The organism is Sphingomonas sp. 77B (assembly GCF_056497825.1).
In genome coordinates this window covers 63,786-87,977 of sequence record NZ_JBWMBY010000002.1, presented here as the reverse complement: position 1 = coordinate 87,977, position 24,192 = coordinate 63,786, and the positions used below count along the sequence as shown (strand labels likewise).

Genomic DNA, 24,192 nt, shown 5'->3' with positions numbered 1-24,192 from the left:
GGTCATCGATCATGTGTCACTCACTGACCATGGGCTACTGAGTCCCCGGTTAGTTTGACAGCGCGGTCCCACGCTATCTTTTTAAGGTACGACAGAACCAGAGCTTCAACGGCCACAAGAGTTCCCGCCGCGATGAAAGTCGGCTGAGATGATTCCCACGTAGCCTTCAGCGCCGGAAAGGCGAGAGCTTGAAAGATGAGGAGAGCCAGAAACAGGAAGTAGGTGCCCACTGCGCGATGTAGCCGAGTTTCTTGATCAAGGTTGTGCCTTAGAGACGCACCAGCAGGAATGCTCGTCAGAGCGGCACAGAGCGCAAAGACGACGCAGAGCGGCACTTTGAACCAGTCGGAGATGGACTTATCCGGCATCACAACAAGAAGGTTGTAGATCGGGACCGCTACAGCTGTGCCGACCAGTAGCCGTAAACTTCCTCGCGCGAACAAACTACCGGGGAGCCGATCGTTCACGATCCCAATAAGGCGTCTGATCACAAGAAGCCTCTCCCCGCATGATCCTTGAACCGCTCGGCCGAGCGAACATACTCCGAAAGGATCTGCACTGTCTTGTGCCGACTGACCTCCTGCATCTTGAAGATCGTCGCGCCGCGGGCGGCGCTCTCGGTTAGAAAGCCGGCGCGCAGCGAGTGGCCGGCGAACTGTCGTTCGTCGAGCCCGACCTTACGCGCCGCAGCCTGGACCAGTCGCGCCACTGCCCGATCGCTCATCCCCTCCGGCGTCAGCTCATCCCCGCGCGTCAGCCGGCGAAAGAGCAGCCCATTGTTGTGCCCGGCCGCTGCCATCCAGGCGAGAAGATGCGCCTTGGGCCGTAACCGCGACCCTTCGAGCACAGCCACCTCCGCGCCTTCCTGCTCCTGATCGGTCTTAGACCGCCCGATGATAACACGCAGCCCCTCGGCCACGAGCTCGACGTCGCTGACGGTGAGCGCCACCAGCTCGGAGCGCCGCAGCGCCGCGGCCATCCCGATCGCCAGCACCGCCCGATCCCGCAGCGCGCGCAGCCCGTCGCCGGGAAAGGCGCCGAGCATCGCCTCGAGGATGTTAGCGTCGGCCGCGCGCTTGCGCGTCTTTTTGCCGCCGTGGCTGTTGCGGACCCCCGCCATTGTCTCGCGCAGTCTGCCGGCATCGGGCTGCGCGGTCGGCGCGACCAAGTTTTCGGCACGGTGATAGTGCCCGATCGCCGCCACCCGGCGCTCGATCGTTGCCGGCGAGCGTCCGCGATCCGCCTCCCAAGCGACGAAGCGCCGCACCAGCTCGGCCGACGCGGGCAGCGGACATTCACTACGCTCCGCGCACCAGGTGGTGAAAATCGCCCAATCCGCAGCTGTCGGTTTTCCTGAAACAGTGGACAAGGCCGCCCCTTCCAGAGGCACCTCAAAATGGTGGATACTCGCCTTAAACGGCAGACATTCAGCCGTTTGTTGCGCTCAGCCGCTCTCGACGACCCATCCGTGGGGAAGTCGGCCCAGATTCCGTTACATTGCGACAGAAGCGTCCCACGCTCGAAGCATGACGTTGGTGAAGTCGCCGTCACGAACAGCCCGACGAAGGTCATCCCCCGCTAGCGGCACGATTAACAAGTCTTCGCGGCTTCCTCTCAGCATCTCCTTCGTGACGGTCTCGGTGAACCCGTTCCATGAAATCAAAAACCCGAGAGTCGCTCGCTGAGCCCTATTCTCAAGCTTCGATCGAAAAACAACAAACTCGTTCTTCCCACACTTGCCTGACCAATTCTTACACTCGGCTAGGATGATTGCTCCCTCACGCTTCAACCGGGTCTCATTGCTGCCGTTTAAAAGAGAAATGTCGATCTCCTCGGTCTCGGTGAGGATACGCTGGGAGACGGTCATCCCCGCCACAGTCTCGAAAAGGCGAGCGCACAGCTCTTCGAGCGAGCGACCCTTAGCTTGATTGTTCGATGCATTCTCCACCGCATCTACCAGCGCGTCGAGAGACAGGCTCCCCCAACCGGAAAGGCGCGCCGCTATCTCAGCGATGCGCTGTCCTACCTCGTCTGCTGCATCTGAAGCGGCCTCCTCTACTTGCTCGGCGACCCTGCGGACTGCAAGGTAGGCTTTCGAGAGGTTCGTCTCTGCCGTGGTGATTTCGAAGCGCAACGCGACATACGCGCCGTCATCATCTTGGTAGGACACCTCGGTATCGCCGGAAGACTTCTGCCGGGCTTCAACAGCTCGTCTAATCAGGTCGAGGTACTGCTCGAGACCAATGGGCGAGTACCAGTATTTGCGTGTCCATGTATGATCGGCTTCCCCGACCAGAGCACTACCGCGCCGGTAGACGGTTCCGTTCCAATCTAGGTGGTGGACACCGCCCTTGATCTGACCAATCTGAAACCCGCAGCCGTCCTGAACATCGCTCACGTCGAGCTTCTGAAGAACGGCTGGCGTTAACAAGACTGGCTCATCCTCGTCGGCCGTTCGTAAGAGTTGCCGCGCCTGCTTCTCGTTCATCGGTTCGACATATCCTATGGACGTTCACATCGTCTCGTCTGGTGAGATTACGGCAAGCATGGCAACCTGCTGAACCGTACCCAAAAGCACGAATGTGCGATCACCCCGCAAGCGGCCGTACGTTGGTGATGGTGATTCCCACATCCGCGCTCGCCAACGGGCCATCCGTCGTGAACATTTCCGCCTGCAGGTCGATCGCCAAGGCAAGGCACGCTCGGTCACCAAGCGAAAGACCAAGCGCCTTCGTCGGAGGCCGAAGGTCGCCTATGATAAGCGCCTGGGCAGGGGAGAGCGGCCGGACATCGAGGTGCAGCCCGCCAAGCGCCTCACGTACCTCGTCGAGCGGCAATCCTCGGTCCCGAAGCTTGGAGACGACCTCGGCGAGGTTGGTCGTTCCGATGATGCTACGAGTGAGAACGTCGACTACCCGATCCGCCCCGGGTTCGTCGTTGAGAAGGCAGAGCAGGGCGGAGGCGTCGAGTACGACCTTGCTACTCACGCTCCGCCTCGCGCCGGCGCTCCGCAATCAGCTCGTCAGCCAAACCGACGCCTTCGGGCACATACCTGCGCAGGATGGCGCGAGCACGTTCAAGCGCTCTCGGCACGGAACGTACCCGCAACTCGCCATCGTCCACATCGACGAGAACGGTGTCACCCGTAGTGATCCCGAGCTCCCGGCGCATAGCCGCCGGAATCACGAGTTTACCGCCGTCCACAATCTTGACCCTCTGTGCTTCCATCTACACTAAACTCGCTTGCCTGACCCAACCACCATACCCATACCGGCTTTTGCCGCTGAAAGGTAGCGCGAAGCAGGGCACTTCTACGGCTTTGGTGATCAGTGGTCGTTCATGTCCGCGCCCGATAGCTACTTAGGTCTGGCTTGTTGAGCTAGGCTCGACAGGATCGGGACTTGCTATTCTGAGCCGATTGCCGCAGCCGTGGCTCGTATGGGTATACCCAACAACGCCAAGTAGGAGTGATGAGCAGGTGGCAGGCAGCGAGGTTAGGGCGGCGCGGGTGTATTTGCGGGTAAGCACGGACGAGCAGGACCTGACGCGGCAGGAGAGCATTGTGGCTGGTGCGCGGGCGGCCGGCTTTTATGTCGCGGCCGTATACCGGGAGAAGGCGTCGGGCGCGCGACCGGACCGGCCGGAGCTGCTGCGCATGGTGGCGGACCTGCAGCCGGGCGAGGTGGTGGTGGCCGAGAAGATCGACCGCATCAGCCGCCTGCCTCTGCAGGAAGCGGAACTGCTGGTGGATGCTATCCGGGGCAGGGGGGCTCGGCTGGCGGTGCCGGGCATTGTGGACCTGTCGGACTTGGTAGCTGATAGCGCAGGCGTGGCGCGCATCGTGCTGGAGGCGGTGCAGGACATGCTGCTGCGGGTCGCGCTGCAGACGGCGCGGGATGACTACGAGACCCGGCGCGAGCGGCAACGCGAGGGCATCGAGATTGCCAAGCGGGCGGGGCGGTACACCGGCCGCAAGCCGGACCTCGCCCACCACCGGCGCATCGTAGGTCTGCGCGAGGCGGGCATGAGCATCGCGAAGACCGCGGAGCTCGCCGGGTGCAGCATCGCCCACGTCAAGCGCGTGACCGCGCTCCACCGCTCAAGGGCCGCTCAGCCGCAGAAGACTAGTTGAGTACCGTACATGTTTTACCTGCGGGTCGTGGCAGACCGAACCCCACCGCGGATTGGTCTCCGCGTGGAGCAGCAGAGCGGCATCCTGGGTATCACCGCAGGATAATCGCGCATAGTCGCTTCCAACCTGCCATTCTGACACGGGGTTCCGACACCTGTAGACCCGCGGAAAAGCTGGGGTGCTACGCAGGTGTCACAACCGGACGGTTGTGACACCGGCCGCGTTACGGACTGGAATGATAAAACAGGAAGTTCGGTACGATCAGTCAGGGATCAGCGCCCAACCACGTATCTGCAATGTCGCCATTGTGGTGAGAGCCGAGACATCGACTTCGATAGCCTTATCGACCGTGACCGGAGCGATCCCATTCCCGACTAAAGCCTGGCTGCACACTCGAACGGACACGCCTGCCCGCCTTAGCGCCGCTATCAAGGCAAGATTGGGGTTCGTCGTGGCACCGGTTTTCGTCGCATATGCCTCATCATCGGCAATAATCGGTGTCGCCGGCCCGTGGACGATCACGATCACATCTCCCTGTGCCGGCCGCACGCCGTCCGCCCCGAGCAGGTTCAGGAAGCGTGCGACCTTCTCCAGCGAGGGATTGACCTTGTCGGGAGATGACGCCGCCTTCGTCACACTGAACAGCACACGATATCGCAGCGAGTGGTCCGGCCGCTCAACCGCGCCTTCTACCGGCGTGATCCTGCCATAGCCGGCAATCACGGGTTGTTGCGCGGTGACGCCTGCTGACCCGGCACTGCTCATGACGGCCAAGCATCCTGCAACTGCGATAGCGGGAAGCCGCATCTGGTTTGTCCTTTCGAAACCGGAATGATTATCCGACCCTCGCAAATACGGCTGCGCCTATATTTTGCGGCCGCGTGGCAGCCGACGCCCCGCGCGCTCGCGACGGTCGGGAAGCGGGCGCTGCCTCATGCACGGCTAGATCATCGGCGCCGAATATCGCCTCGAGCGTGCGCACGCACATTGCGGCTGCGTCATCGGCGAGCCGGTAATGGACCTGCTTTGCCTCGCGTCTCGTCTTCACCAGCTCGGCGCGGCGCAGCTCGGCAAGCTGCTGGCTGAGGGCCGGCTGGGTCACGCCGGTCGCAGCCTCTATGTCCGCAACCTGCCGCTCACCGCCCAGCAGATAGGACAGGATCATGAGGCGCTGGGGTTGAGCGAACACGCGCAGCTTTTCGACCGCCGCATCGGCGATCGCGCGGGATTGATGGATCGCCGTCATCGATCGGCCTTCAACTGATGAAACCAGTCGGCACCGGCGCTGCACGGCAAGGCGGGCGGGAGCAGGACGTCGTCACCCGGCTGCCAGTCGGCCGGCGTATAGGCCTGCCCATCGGCCGATCGCTGCAATGCCCTCACCGTGCGGAGCATCTCGTCGACCGATCGCCCGACGTTCATCGGATACCAGTTGAGCGCACGGATGATGCCCTCAGGATCGATGAAATAGGTCGCGCGCACGGCCGAGGCGTCGCCGGCCTGTTCGTCAAGCATGCCATAGGCGTAACCCACCGCCATCGACGGGTCTTCCACGACCGGGAACGGCACCTCTACACCGAAGACATCCTTGATCGCGCGCAACCAGGCGACATGCGAATACAGGCTGTCAACCGACAGCCCGAGCAAGGCGCAGTCGAGCTCCTCGAATTGCGGTGCGGCCTTCGCCAGGGCCACGAACTCGCTGGTGCAGACCGGCGTGAAATCAGCCGGGTGCGAAAAGAACACGACCCAACGACCACGATACTGATCGAGCGACATCGCGCCCTGCGTCGTGCGGGCGGTGAAATTCGGGGCCGCGTCCCCGATGCGCAACGAGCGCGGTACGTCTGCATCCATCGTTTCCATGCTTTTCAGATGGCACGGGCAGCCCGTTGACGCAAGCGGATTACACAACTACATAAACCATGAAATCAATAATTGGAGGCGATCGTGGAATCGGCGTTGAATGAGGCAGTTGCGCAGATTGAACGTGCGAAGGCGGCGGTAGCGCCGGTCGTTCACTCGTTCTTCGACGAGCCGACCAACACCGCGACCTACGTCGTCTGGGACCCCGCCACGCGAAAGGCGGCGATCGTTGACAGTGTCCTGAACTTCGACGCTGCGGCCGGTCGCACCAATACGGCGTCGGCGGATGCGGTAATCGCTTATGTGCGGGAGCACGGCCTTTCGGTCGACTGGCTGCTCGAAACCCATGCTCATGCCGACCACCTGTCTGCGGCGCCCTATCTGCAAAAGGCGCTGGGCGGTCAGCTCGCGATCGGCCGCGACATCATTCGCGTGCAGAACGTCTTCGGCAAGATTTTCAACGCCGGCACCGACTTCGAACGGGACGGCTCCGAGTTCGACCACCTGTTCGACGATGGCGACCGTTTTACGATCGGCGACATCGAGGCCATCGCGCTGCATGTGCCGGGGCACACCCCCGCCGATATGGCCTATGTCATCGGCGACGCAGTCTTCACCGGCGATACCCTGTTCATGCCGGACTACGGCACCGCACGCGCAGACTTCCCCGGTGGTGATGCGCGCCAGCTATTCCGCTCGATCCGTCGACTGATGCAGTTGCCCGACGAGACGCGGCTGTTCCTGTGCCACGACTACAAGGCTGCGGGGCGCGACCGGTATGTCTGGGAGACGACCGTGGGCGCGCAGCGCGTCGGCAACGTCCACGTTCATGAGGGGGTGGACGAAGACAACTTCGTCGCGATGCGCACCAGTCGGGACGCCACCTTGTCGATGCCCAAGCTCATCCTGCCATCGGTGCAGGTCAATATGCGCGGCGGCCATCTGCCGGAGCCGGAAGTCAACGGCACCCGCTACCTCAAGATTCCACTGGATACGCTGTGATGCCCGGATTTCCCCATGCCATGCCGCTTGCCGGCTTCATCGGCGGCCTGATGATCGGGTTCGCTGCGGCGATCATGTTGCTGGGCAACGGCCGCATCGCCGGGGTCAGCGGCATGTTCGCGCGTGTCCTCGCTCTCTCTGAAGGGGGAGCGCCTTGGATGATGGCCTTGCTTTTCACGGCGGGGCTGCCCCTGGGCGCGGCGCTGACCGCAGCCAATGTGAATGTGGAAGCTCGCTTCCCGACGTCGCTCGGGCTGATCGCCGTCGCCGGGCTGATCGTCGGGATCGGGACGCGGCTCGGCGCGGGGTGCACCAGCGGTCACGGCGTCTGCGGCCTGTCGCGCCTGTCGCCGCGGTCCATCGTCGCGACCGGCACGTTCATGGCGACCGGCATCGCCACCGTGACCCTCATGCGTCTCGCGGGAGTGGTATCGTGATGCGCCAGAGCCTTCTTTCGCTCGTCAGCGGCACGCTGTTCGGCGCCGGCCTCGCCGTGTCCGGCATGATCGATCCTGCGCGGGTACGGGCGTTTCTCGACGTCGCCGGTGCCTGGGACCCGACCCTGGCATTCGTCATGGCGGGAGCGATCCTGCCGATGGCGATAGCCTGGCTCATCGTGCGTGGACGCTCTACGCCGATCGTCGCGGAGCAATTCCATACGCCGGCCACGTCGCCGATCGACGCGCGCCTCCTCGGCGGTGCCGCCCTGTTCGGCATAGGCTGGGGCCTTGTCGGCCTGTGCCCCGGCCCCGCCATCGCCGCGCTCGCGATCCAGCCTGCCCCCGCGCTGCTCTTCACCGCTGCAATGGCGCTCGGCGCAGCCATCCACCGCTTCGCACTCATCCCACGCCGTTCGGCGTGACCGGACAGGAGACATTACATGGCCTTCAAGAAGATCACACCGTCCTTCTCGGCTGCTCCCCAGCTCACCCGGGATGATGTCGCTGCCGCCGCACAGGCGGGGTTTCGCTCGATCGTTTCGAGCCGGCCAAATGGCGAGGAGCAGGGACAGCCGAGCGCACACGAGATGGCCCGGATCGCCGAAGAACACGGCCTTGCGTTCGCCCATGTCCCGATCGTGCCGGGCAAGGCGACCGATGCCGATGCGGACCGGATGAAGGAAGCGCTGACTGCGCTGCCGGGACCGACGCTCGGCTTCTGCCGAAGCGGCACGCGGGCGGCTACCCTATGGGCGCTGGCGGAGGCGAGTCATGCCGATCCCGAAACGATCGTCGGTCAGGCCAAGGCAGCCGGGTACGACCTGGCCGATCTGAAGCCGGCGCTCGCTCGCCGGTCCGAAAGAACCGGCAAATGACCTACGACATCGTCATCATCGGAGGCGGAGCTGCGGGCATCGCAACCGCCGCCAGCATCCTGAAACGTAACGCCAAGGTGTCGATCGCGGTCGTCGATGCGGCCCGGGACCATTATTACCAGCCCGGTTGGACGTTAGTCGGGGCAGGCGTTTTCACCCCCGAACAGACCCGCAAGGCCGAAGCCGATGTCATGCCCAAGGGCGTCGAATGGATCCGGCTGCCGGCGATCACCATCGACCCCGAGCGTCAGGCGATCACCCTGGGCGACGGGGATACGATCGCCTATCGTGTCCTGATCGTCGCCCCCGGCCTGCGTTTGGCGTGGGAGAAGATCGCGGGGCTTACCGAAGCGTTGGGCCGCAACGGGGTCACGTCCAACTACCGCTACGATCTGGCGCCCTACACCTACCAGCTTGTCCAGGAATTGCAGCGGGGACGCGCGCTGTTCTCGCAACCGCCGATGCCGATCAAGTGCGCCGGCGCGCCTCAAAAGGCGATGTACCTGTCCTGCGACATCTGGCGCGAACGCGGTGTTCTCCCCGCGATCGACGTCGAATTTCACAACGCCGGTGCGGCGCTGTTCGGCGTCGCGACCTATGTCCCTGCGCTGATGGAATATGTCGAGAAGTATAGGATCAACCTCAAGCTCGAATCCAACCTCGTCGCGGTCGACGCCGATCGGCGTATTGCCACCTTCGAGCGCAAGCAGAACGGTGTCAGCGAGCGGATCGAGCGCGGGTTCGACATGCTCCACGTCGTGCCGCCGCAGGTGTCGCATGACGTCGTTGCCAAAAGTTCGCTCGCGGCGGCAAACGGCTTCGTCGAGGTCGATGAGGCGACGCTGCGCCACAAGCGATACGACAACGTCTTTGCCTTGGGCGATGCTGCGGGGACGAGCAATGCGAAGACGGCTGCGGCAGCCCGCAAGCAGGCACCCGTGGTGGCGGTCAACGCGCTCGCCGCACTCGAAGGCAAGCCTCCTGTTGTCGACTATGACGGCTATGGGTCGTGCCCGCTCACCGTCGAGCGCGGCAAGATCGTCCTCGCCGAGTTCGGCTATGGTGGAAAACTGCTCCCCAGCTTTCCGTCGTGGCTGCTGAACGGCACGCGCCCGACGCGCGCTGCCTGGTTCCTGAAGGAGCGGATGCTGCCCCCGATTTACTGGCAAGGCATGCTGAAAGGCCATGAATGGATGGCGGCTCCGCATAAGATCGGCAAAGCGGCATGACCCTCGAACCGATCCAGTATCTGCTGGGTGCGTTATCCGGCAGCCTGGTGGGCTTTACCCTCGGGCTTGTCGGCGGGGGCGGCTCGATCCTCGCCGTCCCACTCATGGTCTATCTGGTGCGCGTGCCCGACGCCCATCTCGCCATCGGCACGAGCGCGTTCGCCGTCGCGGCTAACGCCGCCACGGGGCTGATCGGCCATGCAAGGGCGCATAACGTCAAATGGCGCTGTGGCGGCATGTATGCGACCGCCGGCGTCATCGGCGCCCTGTTCGGCTCTACCGCGGGCAAGGCCGTCGACGGCGGCAAGCTCCTGTTCCTGTTCGCACTGGTCATGGTCGTCGTCGGCGTCCTGATGCTGCGCGGGCGCGGTGACACGGGCAACCCGGGGGCGGAGTGCAACCGGGAAAAGGCGCCGAAGGTGCTGGGCTACGGCCTCGGCACCGGTCTGTTCTCGGGCTTCTTCGGCATCGGCGGGGGCTTTCTGATCGTCCCCGGCCTGATCGGATCGACGGGCATGCCGATCCTGAACGCCGTCGGCACGTCATTGATCGCCGTCACCGCGTTCGGGCTGACGACGGCCGCCAATTACGCATTTTCGGGTCTGGTGGACTGGCCGCTGGCTTTCGTGTTCATCGCCGGTGGAGTTGTCGGCGGCTTGATCGGCACGCGCATCGCGAAGCGCCTCGGTACGGGCGGCACGCTCACCACGGTCTTCGCCGTCCTGATCTTCGTGGTGGCGGCCTACATGCTCTGGAAAAGCGCGGCCGCGTTTCTCTGATGGCGGGTGCGATTGCCATCGGGCCGCTGATGCTGGCCGTCGATCGCGGGCTTGCCGTGCTGTGCATCGTCGTGTTCCTTGGCCTCACGACACTGGCCGGTCGGTTCCGCTTCCCTCGCGTATCGACGGTCTCCACCAGCGCCATCGTCGCTGGACTGGTCACGGCACGGATCGGTTACGTCGCAGCGCATTGGTCGAGCTACACCGGCGCTCCGCTGTCCATCCTTGCCGTGTGGCAGGGTGGCTTTTCCCCCGTTGCAGGGCTTCTGGGCGCTGCGGCGATGCTGGCGATCCGGCTTGGCCGCTCAAGCGCGCTGGCGGCAGGCTGGGGAGCGTTGGCTGTTGCGGGTGGCCTCTGGTTCTCGCTTCAGGCGCTGATCCCTCCCGTGACCTACGGCCCGTTCCCCTATCATCTCAACCTGACAACCCCGTCCGGCGCGCCGCTTCCACTCGATCGCTTCCGTGGCAGGCCCTTCGTGGTCAACCTGTGGGCGACATGGTGCGGTCCGTGTCGGCGTGAGCTGCCGATGCTCGATGCGGTTGCGTCGCGCCCTGGCGAGGTCCCGATCCTTCTTGCCGATCAGGGCGAGGCGCAAGCGATCGTCAGCGGTTTTCTCGGCCGTGAAAATATCGGAGCGCGCCATGTCGCGCTCGACCCCGATCGTGGCCTTTCTCAAGCCCTGAAGGTGGCGGGGTATCCCGCAACGGCCTTCGTTGCGGGCGACGGCACGATCGTACAGCTCCAGCTCGGTGAATTGTCACGCGCTGCGCTCGCCGATGGAATCGAATTAGCAAGGAAACACCGATGAATCGTCGCAACCTGTTGTCTCGGGGCCTCCTGGCCGCGCTTGCCTTCGCCGCGCCGATCACGCCTCTCATGGCCCAGCAGCCCGATCTGTCGCGCAAGGCGGTCGTTGACGATCCCGTGGCTCCCAAGCGCGCCGGCAGGACCTACGACGTCACGGTTGTCGAGTTTTTCGACTATAACTGCCCCTATTGCCGTCGCATGGAGCCGGTGCTGAACGCCCTGCTTCGCTCCGACCCGAAGGTACGGGTCGTGTACCGGGACTGGCCGATCTTCGGACCTGCCTCGCGTGAGGCGTCACGCGCGGCTGTCGCGAGCCAATGGCAGGGCAGGCATGCCGCCTTTCACGAGGCCCTGATGACCTCGCCGGCGCGGCTCGACAGCGCGGGCGTCAAGGCAGCGGCTGCCAAAGCCAAGGTCGACTGGCCCCGTCTGCAACGCGATTTGAAGAACCGTGGCGCCGAAATCGACGCGCTGCTTACGCGCACCGATAGCATCGCCCAGGCGATCGGTTTCAACGGAACACCAGCGCTGATCGTCGGCTCGCAGGTCGTCGCCGGTGCTGTCGATCTCCCGACGTTGCGTCGTCTCGTCGCGGAAGCGCGCAAAAAACCAGCGGCGCGCTGACCATGCCCGGGCCGCTCAATCGGAGACAGCTTGCCGGCTTGGGCGCGGTGGTCGTGGGTGGTTGGGCAGTCGGGCAGGTTCTACGGCGTACCGCCCCGATCGGGCGCGACGTCGGGCCGACCGCCGACCTGATCCTTGCCGGTAACGGCTCGCCCGAGGACGGACCTGCCGATGCTACGCTCCGGCTTGCCGTGTTCACCGACTATCGTTGCCCGGCCTGCCGTCATGGATTTTCCGCCCTGGAAGAGGCTGTGCAACGCGACGGCAAGGTGCGGGTCATCTACAAGGATTGGCCCATCTTCGGTCCGCCATCCGAACGTGCCGCAAGCGTGGCGCTCGCGTGCGCCGAACAGGGAGTTTACCCGACCGTCCATCGTGCGTTGATGACGGACAGCCGCACGATCGACGACGACGTGTTGCGGGACGTCGTGATGCGCGCTGGCGGCGATTGGCTGCGCGCGATGACCTGGCTTGCCGCCCACGCGGACGCTGTCGCAGCCCGCCTGCGGGCGAACGGACAGGAAGCCTATTCGATCGGACTGGCGGGCACCCCGGGTTATCTTGCCGGTCCCATGCTGGTGATGGGCGCGATCGACGCCAGCGATTTCCAACGGCTGTTCGCGCGTGCGCGGGAAGAAAGCTGACGATGCGAGAGGATACGAAACATGATCGAGTATAATCACAAGGGCATGACGGTTGCGTCGCTCCATGACGAGCGCACCGGCAGCTTCCAGTATGTCGTGGTCGACGAAGCCACGAAGACCGCCGCGATTATCGATCCGGTCCTCGACTTCGATCCCCGTGCCGGTGCGACCGCAACCGACAATGCCGATATGATCCTCGAATATGTCCGCGCCAAGGGACTTACTGTGGAATGGGTGCTCGATACCCATCCCCATGCCGATCACTTCTCGGCCGCGCCGTATCTCGCGGAAAAGACAGGGGGCAAAACCGCGATCGGCACCAAGGTCGTGGAGGTGCAGAAGCTCTGGCAGGACATCTACTGCCTGCCCGACCTGCCCGTCGATGGTAGCCAGTGGGATCGCCTGTTCGCCGATGGCGAGCAGTTCAGGATCGGCTCGCTCGACGCGCACGTCATGCTGTCGCCCGGCCACACGCTCGCCTCGATCACCTACGTCGTCGGCGACGCGGCGTTCGTCCACGACACGCTGATGGTGCCCGACAGCGGCACCAGTCGGGCTGACTTTCCAGGCGGCAACGCGCGCGCGCTGTGGCGCTCGATCCGGGCGATCCTCGAACTGCCGCCCAGCACCGCGACCTATGTCGGCCACGACTACGGCAAGGACGGGCGCGAAGTCTTTGGACGATCGACCGTGGCGGACCAGCGTCGTGACAACATCCATGTGCACAACGGCATCGGTGAGGCCGAGTTCGTCGCCACCCGCGAGAAGCGCGACGCAACCCTGCCGCTGCCGGACCTGATGCTTGCCGCGCTCCAGGTGAACATCCGCGGCGGTCGCCTGCCGGAGCCGGAGGCGTGCGGCACAGCGTTCCTCAAGGTGCCGCTCAACCACTTCGGCGCGGGCAAATGACCGAACCAACGCCGCCAACGCCCGGTGATGATGGCGATGCCCAGCGTATCATCTTCGCCATTACCGCCGCGCTGCTCGTCCTCGTCGTCACCTACAAGGTAGGGCAGTCTGACGCGCCCGTGCAGGCACCCGTCGAGGTAGCAGCGGACGCCGCCTTTTCGCCACCGGCGGAAAGCACCATCCCCGCCGGGCCGGACGGCGACGCGATCCGGCGCGGTCGACTGATCTTCACCGCGAGCGCGGCTCATGCCGGCCAGTACGTCGGCAACGGCCTGACGTGCAGCAACTGTCACCTCGATGCCGGGCGGAAGGCCGATGCGTCCCCGATGTGGGCGGCCTGGGTCAGCTACCCAGCTTATCGCGCGAAGAACGGCCGGGTGAACACGATGGAGGATCGCATCCGCGACTGCTTCCTCTACTCGATGAACGCGCCCGCCTCGAAAGCCGGCGCCCCGCCGCCCTATGGCGACGATATCTACCGCGATCTCCAGAGCTATTTCGCCTGGCTCGCGACCGGCGCGCCATCCGGCAAGCCGCTGCCCGGTCGCGGGTTCATAAAGCTCGCCACAACCCCGATCGGGCACGATCCGGTTCGCGGCGCGATTGTGTTCGCCGGCCAGTGCGCATCATGCCACGGTGCGAACGGCCAAGGGCAGGCGAACCCGGACGGCAGCTATACTATCCCGCCGCTGTGGGGAGCGCGCTCCTACAATTGGGGTGCGGGCATGACCGGGCTGGCGTCGGCTGCCGGGTTCATCAAGGCCAACATGCCTTATGGTGAGGGCAACACGCTGACGGATCAGCAGGCGTGGGATGTCGCCGCCTATGTCGATAGTCGCGAGCGACCCCGCGATCCGCGGCAGACCGGGACTGTCGAGAGCGCACGTAAGCAGTTTCACCCCAAAGGGGACTATTATGGTCAGGAGATTGACGGAAAAATGCTTGGCAGCTGATCGCTCGGCTTCCTAACCAGTGTCACAACCGAACGGTTTTGACACCATTCCTTGAGTAGCCAAGTCAGCTAATCGCTTAGTGACCTAGCCGTAATGGATAAGTTGAGTCACTGCTGTTTTCTGCTTTCGTTCTCCACGATACTGAATCATAGAATTGTTATGCCAATCGCGCGTGAACATCGCTGGCTCTACCCGATTGACTGGCGTGAACTATCTGCCTTCATCCGGTTTGGCCGCGCCAAAGGACGCTGCGAACATTGTCAGCGCCCGCATGGTCGTCATGTGCTGCATCTGGGCGATGGTGTTTGGTGGGATGAGGACATAAGCAGGTGGCGCAACGGGCAGGGCAGGTGCGTTCGCCGCCTGCCGCCGCCCGACGCCCTCTTATGCGCGCAACCTGGCTTCGTCGGCATTGATCCACCTTCACAAGTGCGGATCACGCGCGTGGTTCTTGCTAGCGCGCATCTGAACCATGATCCGAGCGATAACCGACCACGCAACCTCGCTGCACTCTGCCAGCGGTGCCACATGCGCCACGACGCCAGCGAGCATCGCCGACGTCGGTGGATCAACGCCTTCCGTATGCGTGCGATCGGCGATCTATTTGCCTGATCCGAAATCTCCTGCTGACCGCCTGGGAGCTAATCAAAGATCACTCAGTCGGTGAATCGAACGCTGTCAGGATTGGGCACGGCCCTGCCGATCCCGAGCCGCACTCGCTGGCAAGCCGACGCAGCGAAGCACGCGCCTGTTCAAGCTCGGCGATCTTCGCATCCAGCGCCGCCATCTGCTCATGGGCGAGCTGGCGCGCACGCGCGCGATCGTCGGTCGCATCCAGCGCCAGAAGCTCACCGATCTGCTCGAGCGTGAAACCGGCTGCCTGCGCCGAGCGGATGAAGCGAAGGCGGCGGGCGTCATCGGTGCCGTAGCGCCGGATGCCGCCTCCGGCGCCAGCCCCGGTCGGCCGGTCTGGCTCGTCCAGCAAACCGCGACGCTGATAGTAGCGCACCGTTTCGACGCCGACGCCGCCCTCGCGCGCGAGCGCCGCGATCGTCATGCCGGTCATGCCTTGACTCCGTACTATGGTACGGACCCTATATAGGCGGGGCGAGGATATTGGAGAAGCGGCATGGCGAGCGCCCCCGCCAAACAGGCGACGATCTACCGGATGGTGATGCCGGAACATACCTGCCCTTTCGGGCTGAAGGCGAAGGATCTTCTGCGCCGGGAAGGCTATGCGGTCGATGACCATTGGCTGATGACGCGGGAAGAAACCGACGCTTTCAAGGCGAAGCACGGCGTCAAGACGACCCCGCAGATCTTTATCGCCGGGGAGCGGGTCGGCGGCTATGACGATCTGCGCCGCTTCTTCGGCAAGATGGTCCGCGACCCCAAGGCCGTCACCTATCGCCCGGTGATTGCCGTGTTCGCGATGACGGCGCTGATGGCGCTCGCCGCCAGCTATGCGGTACTCGGCACGCCCTTCACGGTGCGGGCGGGTGAATGGTTCATCGCGTTCTCGATGTGCGCTCTGGCGATGCTCAAGCTCCAGAACGTCGAGAGCTTCTCGAGCATGTTCCTCAACTACGATCTGCTCGCGAAGCGCTGGGTGCCCTATTCCTATGTCTATCCCTACGCGGAAGGAGCGGCGGGCGTCCTGATGGCAGCCGGCGCGTTGACCTGGCTGTCGGTGCCCGTCGCGCTCGTTATCGGTACGATCGGCGCGGTGTCGGTGTTCAAGGCCGTCTACATCGACAAGCGTGAGCTGAAATGCGCGTGCGTGGGCGGGGACAGCAACGTGCCGCTCGGCTTCATCTCGCTCACCGAAAACCTGATGATGGTCGCGATGGCGCTGTGGATGATCGCTGCGCCGCCCGTGCTGGCGATGGCGCACTGACGCGAAGGTCGGCACGCGTCGTCAATGCGGGCTGATCGCCGTAACTTCTGCCGTCATACCCTTCGCCTTGGCGGTGAATGCGACCCGCTGCCCCGACCGCAGTCCCTTGAGCAGGGTCGGGGGGGATGCCCGGAAGGTCATCGTCATTGCGGGCCAGCCGATCGTCGGGATCGGGCCGTGCTTGATGGTTACGGTTCCACCTTTCGCGTCGACGGCAGTGATCGTCCCCGATCCGCTGCCGGATTTTACAGCCGATGCAGCCGGCCTGCTGCCTTGAGCAAGAGCGCTCGCTGCGATCGGCGTGACTAGTAGCATGAATGCGGCGCGCATGGAGAAAGTGGCTTTCATCAGATCTTCCTTTCGGGGCGGGTTGAAGCTCGCCGCCGCAAGAGCAAGTAGGCGGCTGGCAGGATGAACATGGAGAGGAAAGGGGCGGTCAGCATTCCACCGATCATCGGCGCGGCGATCCGGCTCATCACCTCCGATCCGGCGCCATGCCCGATCAGCACGGGGAACAGCCCGGCGACGATGACAGCGACGGTCATCGCCTTGGGACGTACCCGCAACAGCGCGCCCTCCCTGATCGCTTCCGATACTTGCTCGCCCGACGGTGACGGCCCGCGCTCGGCCAATGCGTGTTTCAGGTAGATCAGCATGACGACGCCGAACTCCGCCGACACGCCGGCGAGCGCGATGAACCCGACACCTGTGGCGACCGATTGCGCATAGCCGAGCAGCCATAATGTCCAGATGCCGCCGGTCAGCGCGAAGGGCAGTGTGCCCATGATAAGCGCCGCCTCGTCGAGGCGACCGAAGGTAAGGTAGAGGAGAAGGAAGATGATCGCGAGTGTCGCCGGCACGACGAGCATCAACCGAGCCTCGGCACGCTGCAGATACTCGAATTGTCCGGAATAGGCGATCGAGACGCCGGGGCTGAGCCGAACATCTTTGCCAACAGCACGGCGCAGATCGGCGACCGTGGAGGCCAGGTCGCGCCCGCGCACGTCGACATAGACCCATGTCGAGAGTCGACCATTTTCCGTCTTGAGCATCGGTGGACCTTCCGCGATCGACACGGATGCGACGGTGCCGAGTGTGATCTGCTGACCCGATGCGGTGACGATTGGGAGAGTTCGCAGTCCCTCCAGACTGTCACGCAGCTCGCGGGGGTAGCGGACGCTGATCGGGTAGCGGGCAAGGCCCTCCACCGTCTGGCCGATCGTCTCGCCGCCGATCGCGCCGGACACAATCTCCTGCACATCGGCGATGTTGAGACCGTAGCGCCCCGCGGTCACCCGATCGATATCGACATCGACATAGCGGCCTCCGGTCAACCGTTCTGCCAATGCCGAGCTGACGCCCGGCACGGTCCTGGCGACACGTTCGATGCTGCCGGCGATGCGGTCCAGCTCGGAGAGGTTGGACCCCGACACTTTCACCCCGATGGGACTCTTGATGCCGGTCGCGAGCATATCGATCCGATTGCGGATCGGAGGCACCCATACGTTCGTGAGGCCGGGCACGCGCACTGTGCGGTCCAGCTCCTCCACCAGCTTTGCCGGCGTCATCCCCGCGCGCCATTGATCGCGCGGCTTGAATTGGATGGTCGTCTCGAACATCTCGAGCGGTGCCGGGTCGGTCGCGGTCTCGGCGCGTCCGGCTTTGCCGAACACGGTTTTGACCTCGGGAACGGTTTTTATCAGCCGGTCTGTGCGCTGGAGCAGGGCCGAGGCGCTCGCGGCCGAAAGGCCGGGAAGCGCGGACGGCATGTAGAGCAGATCGCCCTCATCCATCGTCGGGATGAACTCGCCACCCAATCGGGTCAGCGGCCATGCCGTCGTCGCCAGTACCAGGGCGGCGATGCCGATCGCCGCCCAAGGCCGCGCCAACACGCGGTCGAGCGCCGGGCGATAGGCACGGGTGAGCACGCGGTTGATAATGTTGTCGTTCTCGGCCGGAATGCGTCCCCGGATCAGCCATCCCATCAGGACCGGCACGAGCGTTACCGACAGGATCGCCGCTGCCGCCATCGCATAGCTCTTGGTGAAGGCGAGCGGGGCGAACAGCCGTCCCTCCTGCGCTTCGAGCGTGAACACCGGCACGAACGACAGCGTGATGATGACGAGGCTGAAGAACAGCGCCGGCCCGACCTCGGCCGCGGCCTCGGTGATGACGCGCCAGCGTTCCTCGCCCGCCAGCGCCACGCCCGGATGGTCGTGTTCCCATCGCTCGATCCGCTTGTGCGCGTTCTCGATCATCACGATCGCGGCATCGACCATCGCGCCGATCGCGATGGCGATACCGCCCAAAGACATGATGTTGGCGTTCACCCCCTGCACACGCATGACGAGCAAGGCCGCGAGCACCCCCAGAGGCAAGGTGACGATCGCGACCAGCGCAGACCGGACATGCCACAGAAACAACCCGCAGATGATCGCGACGACGACGAACTCCTCGATCAGCTTGCCCGTCAAATTCTCCACCGCGCGGTCGATCAATTGCGAGCGGTCATAGGTGGTGACGATCTCGACGCCGGGGGGAAGGCTCGCTTTCAGTTCCGCGAGCTTGGCCTTGACGGCTTCGATCGTCTGCCGTGCATTCTTGCCCTGACGCAGGATGACGACTCCGCCCGCGACCTCGCCTTCGCCGTTCAGCTCGGCGATGCCGCGGCGCATCTCGGGGCCGATCTGGATCGACGCGACGTCGCCCAAGGTAACGGGGACGCCGGCACCGGCGACCTTGAGCGGGATCGCGCGGAAATCGTCGACGGTGCGCAAGTAACCTGACGCGCGCACCATATATTCGGCTTCGCCCAGCTCGAGGACGGACCCGCCGGCCTCCTGATTGGCGCGGCGAATGGCATCGACGGCCTGAGTGTGCGTGACACCGAATGCGGCGAGCCGCGTCGGGTCGAGCAGCACCTGATATTGCTTCACCATTCCGCCGATGCTCGCCACCTCCGCAACGCCGGGCAGCGTTTTCAGTTCATAACGTAGGAACCAGTCCTGCAAGGATCGGAGCTGCGACAGGTCACGGCGGCCGGTGCGGTCCAACAGCGTGTATTCATAGACCCAGCCGACCCCCGTCGCATCAGGACCCAGCGCGGCCTGCGCGCCTTGGGGAAGCCGTCCCTGCACCTGGCTCAGATACTCCAGCACGCGTGAGCGCGCCCAATAGAGGTCGGTCCCATCCTCGAAGAGGACATAGACGTAGCTGTCGCCGAAGAACGAATAGCCGCGCACGGTTTTCGCGCCAGGCACGGACAGCATCGTCGTGGTGAGCGGATACGTCACCTGGTTCTCGACGATCTGCGGGGCTTGGCCCGGCCAGCTCGTGCGGATGATGACCTGCGTGTCGGACAGGTCGGGGAGCGCATCGACGGGGGTGGCACGCATTGCGAACACCCCGGCCATGGCGAGCGCGATGGCCGCCAGGACGACGAGGAAGCGGTTCGCGACCGACCAGCGGATGATCGCGGCAATCATCGCCCAGCCTCGCGCGTCATGCGGCGCAGCGTTGGACCATCGGCGGGTTGATCAAAGCCGAACCGCACCCGCTCACCCTTGCGATACCCACGCACCAACGCGGGATCGGCGACGCGGAACGTCATTGTCATGGCCGGCCAGCCGATCGCCGGAACGGGCTGATGGGACAGGGTGACGGAACTGCGATCGATCGCCTCGATGCTGCCGACCGTCTCGTAGATCGACGCGGTGGGTTTCACGGCCGGCTTTGTTGCGGGTGACGCTTCGACACCAATCGGACGCGCATCGAGGCCAGCGAGGCTCGCTTCGGAGTCGATCAGGAACTGGCCCGACGCGACAACCTTCTCACCCTCGGTCAGGCCGGCGACTATCTCGGTTTTGCCGCCGCCTTCTGCGCCAGTGCGAACCTCGGCGGGTCGAAAGCGTCCACCCGGCCCTGCCAACATGACGAGTGTGCGCCGGCCGGTCCGGATCACGGCCTCACTCGGAACAAGGAGTGCATCGCGGCTCCCCTGGTCGAGCGCCACGCTGGCGAACATACCGGGGCGCAACCGGCCGGCACGGTTGGGGAGCTCGACGCGGATTGTGAGCGTGCGGCTCGCTGCCTCGGCCTGGGGCAGGATCGCAGCGATGCGGCCCCTGAAGCTTTCGCCCGGGAAAGCCGCCAGCGTGGCGATGACGGGCGTGCCGATCCGCAGGTTTCCTGCGAGGGCCTCAGGGACAGCCGCGTTCAGCCACACGGTGGCGAGGCCGTTCACCTCCGCCAGTGTCTGTCCTTGCGCGACCGTCATCCCCTGTCGGACGCCGAGCGTCTTGATGACGCCCCCCACGGGCGTGCTGATCGTCGTCACACCTTGCGGTCGGCCGCGCCACTCCGCCGATGCAATCGATCCGGCGGGCATCCCGAGAAGCAACAGGCGCTCTCGTGCCGCCCGCGTGAGCCCGGCATCCCCGGTGCGGCGCACGGCGAGATACTCCGCCTGCGCGCCCGCCCATTCGGGCACAAGGATATCGGCGAGCGGGGCGCCTGCCGGCACGACATCGCCTGGCGCGCGCGCATAGACGCGCTGAACGAAGCCGCCGCTGCGTGCCTGCACGACCGCAACGTTGCGGTCATTGAACTCGATGCTGCCGGTTGCCGAGGCCGAGTTTGACAACGATCCGCGTTCGACCGTGACGATCCGCGCGCCGAGCCGCTGGAGGCTGGCCGGATCGATCGCTACGCCCGGTGCGGCGCTACCGCCTGCGCCCTCGTCGGCATAGCGGGGGATCAGTTTCATCCTCATCGACGAGAGACCCGGGCCGTCGTGCCGCTCCCCCGGGATCATCGGATCATACCAGTAGAGGATCTTCTTCTGCGGGGCTGGGGATGCCGTTTGATCGGCAGCCGAGGACGTGCCAAGTTTCGCGAGCCCGAAGCCCACGCCCCCTGCGACCAGCACCAGCGCGCTTACCGCGGTGACAAGGCGGGCGCGGGTAATGGTAGTGTCGCTCATCGATCGGCGCTCCCGAAGGTAATGGTGAGGCGGACAGAGTCTGCGGCGACGAGCGCCTCACGGTCGAGCACGGTCAGCTCGGCGTCGGCGAGCGCGGTCTTGGCTTCGATGGCATCCGCAAGACTCGCGCGACCGGCAGAGTAGCTCGCTATCTCCAGATCGGCTCGCTTCCGAGCGAGCGGAAGGAGCACGTCGCGCGCGCGCTGCCATTGGCTGTGATGCATTTGGTGGTCCGCCAGCGCGGCCTCCAGATCGGCTGCCAATGTGCGCCGGGTTTCTTCGCGCGCGGCCTCGGCCTGCGCCTGTGCGGATTTGCGGGCTTCGATGCGCGGGTTCTGACGCGATCGAGCGAACAGCGGCAGGCTCATCGAAACTCCCGCCGACACCATGTCGCCATACCGGGGGTCACGGCGTTGATAAGCTACCTCTACCCCCCAATCGGGTCGCTTCTCCGCTCGCGCCGCATCCACGTCGGCCTGGGCGCGCTGAATACCGGCCTCGGCGAGAACCATGTCGGAGTGAAGGCTGAGCGCGTCCCGCAGCCGCGCCGGAGCCAGATCGATCGCGGGCATATCGCCGGCAATCTCGGGCGCCGATACGCCGGTCCAGCGAGCCAGCATCGCGCGGGCGCGCGCAACGGCGGCCATCAACTCGTCGCGGCGGTCGTCGAGTGCCGCGATCTCCTGATCGGTCGTCAGTGTCTGACCAGGGCGGACCGAACCGGTCGTCACGGCGGCCCGCGCAGCGGAAGGGAGAGATCGAAGGAATAGCAGAACGGTGTCGAGGGCAGCTAGTCGACGCTCGGCATAAGCAAGGTCGATCCATGCCTGCCCCGCTCCCAATCGCACCTCCCGGAGCTTGGTCGCTTGCGATGCTTCTGCCGTTGCGATCACGGCGCGTGCCTGCGCTTGCGCGGCATGACGCTTGGCAAGGTTGGGTAGGTCCTGTTGGAAACCGACACGCCCCATCGTCATGTCGTCTCTGGATAGGGAGAAGGCGGGTGGCCCAGAGACAGGATAATTCTCGATTCCGATCGACACACGGGGGTCCGGAAGGCTTCCCGCCGCACGTGCATCGGCTTGGGCGGCGCTGACCCCCGCGCGACCGGCAACCGCTCCCGGGGCGTTGGCAACCGCATCGCGCAGCGCTTGGTCATAGGTAAGTGTCTGCGCGTGCGCGGCGCTCGTCGTGAGCGCGGCGACCGCGAGCATCATGGATGCGCGCATCCCTCTAGTCCCTTCATGTCATAATGATGGCCGGGCTCCAAATGGTTGATCGGAGCCCGGCACCTGTTCAGGCTCGCCAGCTTAAGTTGACTGGCCGCCCTTCATTGACATGCAGGCGTCGCGACCGCGTTCCATCATCGGGCACACGCAGGCGCTCGACTGGGGAACGTCCGTAACCCATACGCGACGTGGGGCTTGAAGCGGCGCCCGCGGGCCCGGCTGGTAATTGGAACGCCACTCCCAATGACCATTGCTTTTATTTTCAGATGTGGCCGCCGTCGCTGCCGACGCGGCGAGGCTAGCGGCAAATACCGCCAAGATGAACGTTTTCATGTCACTTTCCAATTTGATCGAGATTTAAAATCGGCAGAGCCGCAACCGGCGAACGGCTGCAGCCTGACACGGCTTGACTCGATCAAACGGTAGGCGGTTCGGGCTCGGGAGCGACGTTGAGGCCGGCAAGTGCCCGGCTGGCAGGCCAGATAACGATTTGAGATGCGATCGAGCGCTTCAGCACTCTTGCCGGCTCCTCAAACGTCATGGGAACAACGCATCCCATTTGGGCGATACACGCCAGCGTCAGTCCTTTGCATGGGTGTTCCGATGACGGATCCGGGGTCGCCATACCCGCGCAATCCATGCGGGATGGGGTGACATGGCTCATCGCCATCTTGGGTGAGAGCGATGGGCCGGCCGCATACGCAATTCCTTGGCCCAAAAGGCCAAGCAACGCTCCAACAAGAAGCAAGAGAGAAAGACGAGCTTTCAACACCCGGATACTATCCCAATTGTCAACGCCGAGGTCAATACGGGTGGTTTGCCGGGTGCCGTAGTGCCGGCATGAAGCGCCGGGGAAGATTTGCCGCTCACAAGACAACCTGTCGTTTAGGCGCCGTGGCTAGCAAAGACACGCCGGCCAGCGGCACCGAACGCAATGACGTCATAGGGCTGGGTTCTCATGCCGGGCACCTCCATGCCCGGTGAGCCCATCGGCATTCCGGCCACGGCCAAGCCGCGCACGCCTTTAGGATGCTGGGCCAGCGCGCGCTTCATGTCCGCGATCGGGACATGTCCCTCAAACGCCATGCCGTCGATGATCGCGGTATGGCAGGACGCGAGGTCAGCGGGCAGGCCGATCTTACGCTGCAGCACCTCACGGCGATCATCGTCGATGATCTGGACCTTGCGGCCGAACTGCTGACGCACCTGCGCCGCCCATTTCTCGCAACAGCCGCAACCCGGATCGCGGTGCATGGCGATGTCGGCCGCGGCCGATGCGACCGCTGGGATGGTCATTAGCAAGGCGGCGACGGCGCCACGAACACCATTCTTCATCATCAGCTCCTAAAAGGAAATCCCCGCCCTGCCGGGGGGTAGGGGGATCGACAGGGCGGGGCAGCGCTCCCTTATTGCGGGCGCTTGCCGTGCTTGCTGAGCCACGCCTGCAGCTCGGCAATATCCTTTTCCTGTTTCGTGATCGTCATCTGCGCCATGCGCTTGGTCTCGGCGTCGCGCGCGTCACGCACCGCAACGCGCGACATGGCGATGGCGCCTCGGTGATGCTCGATCATCTTGCGCGTCCACATTTCGGCCGCGTCGCCCTGCTTGGCCGCCATCATCTTCTGATGCATGTCCATCTCGGCCTGGCCGTAGGGATTGCCGGCCATCATGCCCGCCATGTCGTCGTGGTTCATGCCGGCCATCTGACCGTGGTTCATGCCCTGCATTCCGCCGCTCTGCTGCGCGAGGGCGGGCGTGGCGAGCAGCGCCAAAGCTGCGAATGTTGGTGCGAAGCGCATTATTGATCTCCCTGGGTTCTAAGACTTC

The 24,192-nt window shown here is 64.5% G+C and carries 29 protein-coding genes; 14 read left to right on the top strand and 15 right to left on the bottom strand.

Features of this window, described 5'->3' with window-relative positions; genetic code table 11:
- Nucleotides 1–20: 20 nt before the first annotated feature.
- The 5 genes from AC1GI4_RS17655 to AC1GI4_RS17635 all read right to left on the bottom strand — a co-directional run bounded on the left by AC1GI4_RS17655 (nucleotide 21) and on the right by AC1GI4_RS17635 (nucleotide 3,228).
- Nucleotides 21–467, bottom strand: coding sequence for a hypothetical protein (locus AC1GI4_RS17655; RefSeq protein WP_170172277.1), 447 nt, complete (start codon nucleotides 465–467; stop codon nucleotides 21–23).
- 20 nt (nucleotides 468–487) lie between these two features.
- Entirely contained in the window at nucleotides 488–1,369 is an 882-nt protein-coding gene (locus AC1GI4_RS17650; RefSeq protein ID WP_240955085.1) for a tyrosine-type recombinase/integrase, read from the bottom strand.
- 123 nt (nucleotides 1,370–1,492) lie between these two features.
- Nucleotides 1,493–2,488, bottom strand: coding sequence for a restriction endonuclease (locus tag AC1GI4_RS17645; RefSeq protein WP_170172278.1), 996 nt, complete (start codon nucleotides 2,486–2,488; stop codon nucleotides 1,493–1,495).
- Nucleotides 2,489–2,588: 100 nt separating this feature from the next.
- Nucleotides 2,589–2,987: a type II toxin-antitoxin system VapC family toxin gene (locus AC1GI4_RS17640; protein WP_082545427.1), complete on the bottom strand. Its 399-nt coding sequence runs from the start codon at nucleotides 2,985–2,987 to the stop codon at nucleotides 2,589–2,591.
- Nucleotides 2,980–3,228 (bottom strand): AbrB/MazE/SpoVT family DNA-binding domain-containing protein, encoded by a 249-nt coding sequence (locus AC1GI4_RS17635; protein WP_056366715.1) that lies wholly within the window; start codon nucleotides 3,226–3,228, stop codon nucleotides 2,980–2,982. Before AC1GI4_RS17635 ends, AC1GI4_RS17640 begins: the two co-directional genes overlap by 8 nt.
- 280 nt (nucleotides 3,229–3,508) lie before the next feature.
- Here AC1GI4_RS17635 and AC1GI4_RS17630 point away from each other — a divergent pair, with 280 nt between their 5' ends.
- The gene (locus AC1GI4_RS17630) at nucleotides 3,509–4,132 is read left to right on the top strand and encodes a recombinase family protein (RefSeq protein WP_170172280.1); all 624 of its coding nucleotides are present in this window, start codon (nucleotides 3,509–3,511) and stop codon (nucleotides 4,130–4,132) included.
- Nucleotides 4,133–4,393: 261 nt separating this feature from the next.
- Here AC1GI4_RS17630 and AC1GI4_RS17625 read toward each other — a convergent pair whose 3' ends face one another.
- From AC1GI4_RS17625 to AC1GI4_RS17615, 3 genes are all read right to left on the bottom strand, one after another.
- The gene (locus AC1GI4_RS17625) at nucleotides 4,394–4,897 is read right to left on the bottom strand and encodes a DsrE family protein (protein ID WP_018251190.1); all 504 of its coding nucleotides are present in this window, start codon (nucleotides 4,895–4,897) and stop codon (nucleotides 4,394–4,396) included.
- 70 nt (nucleotides 4,898–4,967) lie between these two features.
- Nucleotides 4,968–5,378 (bottom strand): ArsR/SmtB family transcription factor, encoded by a 411-nt coding sequence (locus tag AC1GI4_RS17620; protein ID WP_018251191.1) that lies wholly within the window; start codon nucleotides 5,376–5,378, stop codon nucleotides 4,968–4,970.
- Nucleotides 5,375–5,998: a peroxiredoxin gene (locus AC1GI4_RS17615; protein WP_018251192.1), complete on the bottom strand. Its 624-nt coding sequence runs from the start codon at nucleotides 5,996–5,998 to the stop codon at nucleotides 5,375–5,377. Before AC1GI4_RS17615 ends, AC1GI4_RS17620 begins: the two co-directional genes overlap by 4 nt.
- Nucleotides 5,999–6,070: 72 nt before the next feature.
- Here AC1GI4_RS17615 and AC1GI4_RS17610 point away from each other — a divergent pair, with 72 nt between their 5' ends.
- The 12 genes from AC1GI4_RS17610 to AC1GI4_RS17555 all read left to right on the top strand — a co-directional run bounded on the left by AC1GI4_RS17610 (nucleotide 6,071) and on the right by AC1GI4_RS17555 (nucleotide 14,873).
- Nucleotides 6,071–7,000, top strand: a complete 930-nt coding sequence (locus AC1GI4_RS17610; protein WP_018251193.1) for an MBL fold metallo-hydrolase — start codon at nucleotides 6,071–6,073, stop codon at nucleotides 6,998–7,000.
- Nucleotides 7,000–7,437, top strand: coding sequence for a YeeE/YedE family protein (locus tag AC1GI4_RS17605; protein WP_170172224.1), 438 nt, complete (start codon nucleotides 7,000–7,002; stop codon nucleotides 7,435–7,437). The genes AC1GI4_RS17610 and AC1GI4_RS17605 overlap by 1 nt, the downstream gene beginning before the upstream one ends.
- Nucleotides 7,437–7,862 carry a DUF6691 family protein gene (locus AC1GI4_RS17600; protein ID WP_018251195.1) on the top strand — a complete coding sequence of 142 codons (426 nt, stop codon included), beginning with the start codon at nucleotides 7,437–7,439 and terminating at the stop codon, nucleotides 7,860–7,862. The genes AC1GI4_RS17605 and AC1GI4_RS17600 overlap by 1 nt, the downstream gene beginning before the upstream one ends.
- 18 nt (nucleotides 7,863–7,880) lie before the next feature.
- Nucleotides 7,881–8,315, top strand: a complete 435-nt coding sequence (locus tag AC1GI4_RS17595; RefSeq protein ID WP_018251196.1) for a protein tyrosine phosphatase family protein — start codon at nucleotides 7,881–7,883, stop codon at nucleotides 8,313–8,315.
- Nucleotides 8,312–9,544 carry an NAD(P)/FAD-dependent oxidoreductase gene (locus AC1GI4_RS17590; RefSeq protein WP_018251197.1) on the top strand — a complete coding sequence of 411 codons (1,233 nt, stop codon included), beginning with the start codon at nucleotides 8,312–8,314 and terminating at the stop codon, nucleotides 9,542–9,544. Before AC1GI4_RS17595 ends, AC1GI4_RS17590 begins: the two co-directional genes overlap by 4 nt.
- Entirely contained in the window at nucleotides 9,541–10,323 is a 783-nt protein-coding gene (locus AC1GI4_RS17585) for a sulfite exporter TauE/SafE family protein (protein ID WP_018251198.1), read from the top strand. The genes AC1GI4_RS17590 and AC1GI4_RS17585 overlap by 4 nt, the downstream gene beginning before the upstream one ends.
- 29 nt (nucleotides 10,324–10,352) lie before the next feature.
- Nucleotides 10,353–11,132, top strand: coding sequence for a TlpA disulfide reductase family protein (locus AC1GI4_RS17580; RefSeq protein ID WP_234419289.1), 780 nt, complete (start codon nucleotides 10,353–10,355; stop codon nucleotides 11,130–11,132).
- Entirely contained in the window at nucleotides 11,129–11,755 is a 627-nt protein-coding gene (locus AC1GI4_RS17575; protein ID WP_056432835.1) for a DsbA family protein, read from the top strand. The genes AC1GI4_RS17580 and AC1GI4_RS17575 overlap by 4 nt, the downstream gene beginning before the upstream one ends.
- 2 nt (nucleotides 11,756–11,757) lie before the next feature.
- Nucleotides 11,758–12,399, top strand: coding sequence for a DsbA family protein (locus AC1GI4_RS17570; RefSeq protein ID WP_026189135.1), 642 nt, complete (start codon nucleotides 11,758–11,760; stop codon nucleotides 12,397–12,399).
- A gap of 21 nt (nucleotides 12,400–12,420) precedes the next feature.
- Complete coding sequence (locus AC1GI4_RS17565) at nucleotides 12,421–13,308, top strand: MBL fold metallo-hydrolase (RefSeq protein ID WP_018251202.1); 888 nt, start codon at nucleotides 12,421–12,423, stop codon at nucleotides 13,306–13,308.
- Nucleotides 13,305–14,261 carry a c-type cytochrome gene (locus AC1GI4_RS17560; RefSeq protein WP_018251203.1) on the top strand — a complete coding sequence of 319 codons (957 nt, stop codon included), beginning with the start codon at nucleotides 13,305–13,307 and terminating at the stop codon, nucleotides 14,259–14,261. Before AC1GI4_RS17565 ends, AC1GI4_RS17560 begins: the two co-directional genes overlap by 4 nt.
- Before the next feature lie 93 nt (nucleotides 14,262–14,354).
- Nucleotides 14,355–14,873, top strand: coding sequence for a hypothetical protein (locus AC1GI4_RS17555; RefSeq protein WP_231376781.1), 519 nt, complete (start codon nucleotides 14,355–14,357; stop codon nucleotides 14,871–14,873).
- Between the two features lie 40 nt (nucleotides 14,874–14,913).
- Here AC1GI4_RS17555 and AC1GI4_RS17550 read toward each other — a convergent pair whose 3' ends face one another.
- The gene (locus tag AC1GI4_RS17550; RefSeq protein ID WP_101750172.1) at nucleotides 14,914–15,318 is read right to left on the bottom strand and encodes a MerR family DNA-binding protein; all 405 of its coding nucleotides are present in this window, start codon (nucleotides 15,316–15,318) and stop codon (nucleotides 14,914–14,916) included.
- 72 nt (nucleotides 15,319–15,390) lie between these two features.
- On the opposite strand from AC1GI4_RS17550, the gene AC1GI4_RS17545 reads away from it, so the two are divergent.
- Nucleotides 15,391–16,158, top strand: coding sequence for a glutaredoxin family protein (locus AC1GI4_RS17545; protein ID WP_017980773.1), 768 nt, complete (start codon nucleotides 15,391–15,393; stop codon nucleotides 16,156–16,158).
- A gap of 21 nt (nucleotides 16,159–16,179) precedes the next feature.
- On the opposite strand, the gene AC1GI4_RS17540 is transcribed toward AC1GI4_RS17545, so the two are convergent.
- The 6 genes from AC1GI4_RS17540 to AC1GI4_RS17515 all read right to left on the bottom strand — a co-directional run bounded on the left by AC1GI4_RS17540 (nucleotide 16,180) and on the right by AC1GI4_RS17515 (nucleotide 24,164).
- Entirely contained in the window at nucleotides 16,180–16,506 is a 327-nt protein-coding gene (locus AC1GI4_RS17540) for a copper-binding protein (protein ID WP_017980774.1), read from the bottom strand.
- Nucleotides 16,506–19,643 (bottom strand): efflux RND transporter permease subunit, encoded by a 3,138-nt coding sequence (locus tag AC1GI4_RS17535; protein ID WP_018251208.1) that lies wholly within the window; start codon nucleotides 19,641–19,643, stop codon nucleotides 16,506–16,508. The genes AC1GI4_RS17540 and AC1GI4_RS17535 overlap by 1 nt, the downstream gene beginning before the upstream one ends.
- Nucleotides 19,640–21,139, bottom strand: coding sequence for an efflux RND transporter periplasmic adaptor subunit (locus AC1GI4_RS17530; RefSeq protein ID WP_043060764.1), 1,500 nt, complete (start codon nucleotides 21,137–21,139; stop codon nucleotides 19,640–19,642). Before AC1GI4_RS17530 ends, AC1GI4_RS17535 begins: the two co-directional genes overlap by 4 nt.
- Nucleotides 21,136–22,353, bottom strand: a complete 1,218-nt coding sequence (locus tag AC1GI4_RS17525) for a TolC family protein (RefSeq protein WP_018251210.1) — start codon at nucleotides 22,351–22,353, stop codon at nucleotides 21,136–21,138. Before AC1GI4_RS17525 ends, AC1GI4_RS17530 begins: the two co-directional genes overlap by 4 nt.
- A gap of 897 nt (nucleotides 22,354–23,250) precedes the next feature.
- The gene (locus tag AC1GI4_RS17520; protein WP_017980778.1) at nucleotides 23,251–23,703 is read right to left on the bottom strand and encodes a DUF411 domain-containing protein; all 453 of its coding nucleotides are present in this window, start codon (nucleotides 23,701–23,703) and stop codon (nucleotides 23,251–23,253) included.
- Between the two features lie 68 nt (nucleotides 23,704–23,771).
- On the bottom strand, nucleotides 23,772–24,164 hold the full coding sequence (locus tag AC1GI4_RS17515; protein ID WP_042469554.1) for a DUF305 domain-containing protein: 393 nt from the start codon (nucleotides 24,162–24,164) through the stop codon (nucleotides 23,772–23,774).
- Nucleotides 24,165–24,192: the final 28 nt, after the last annotated feature.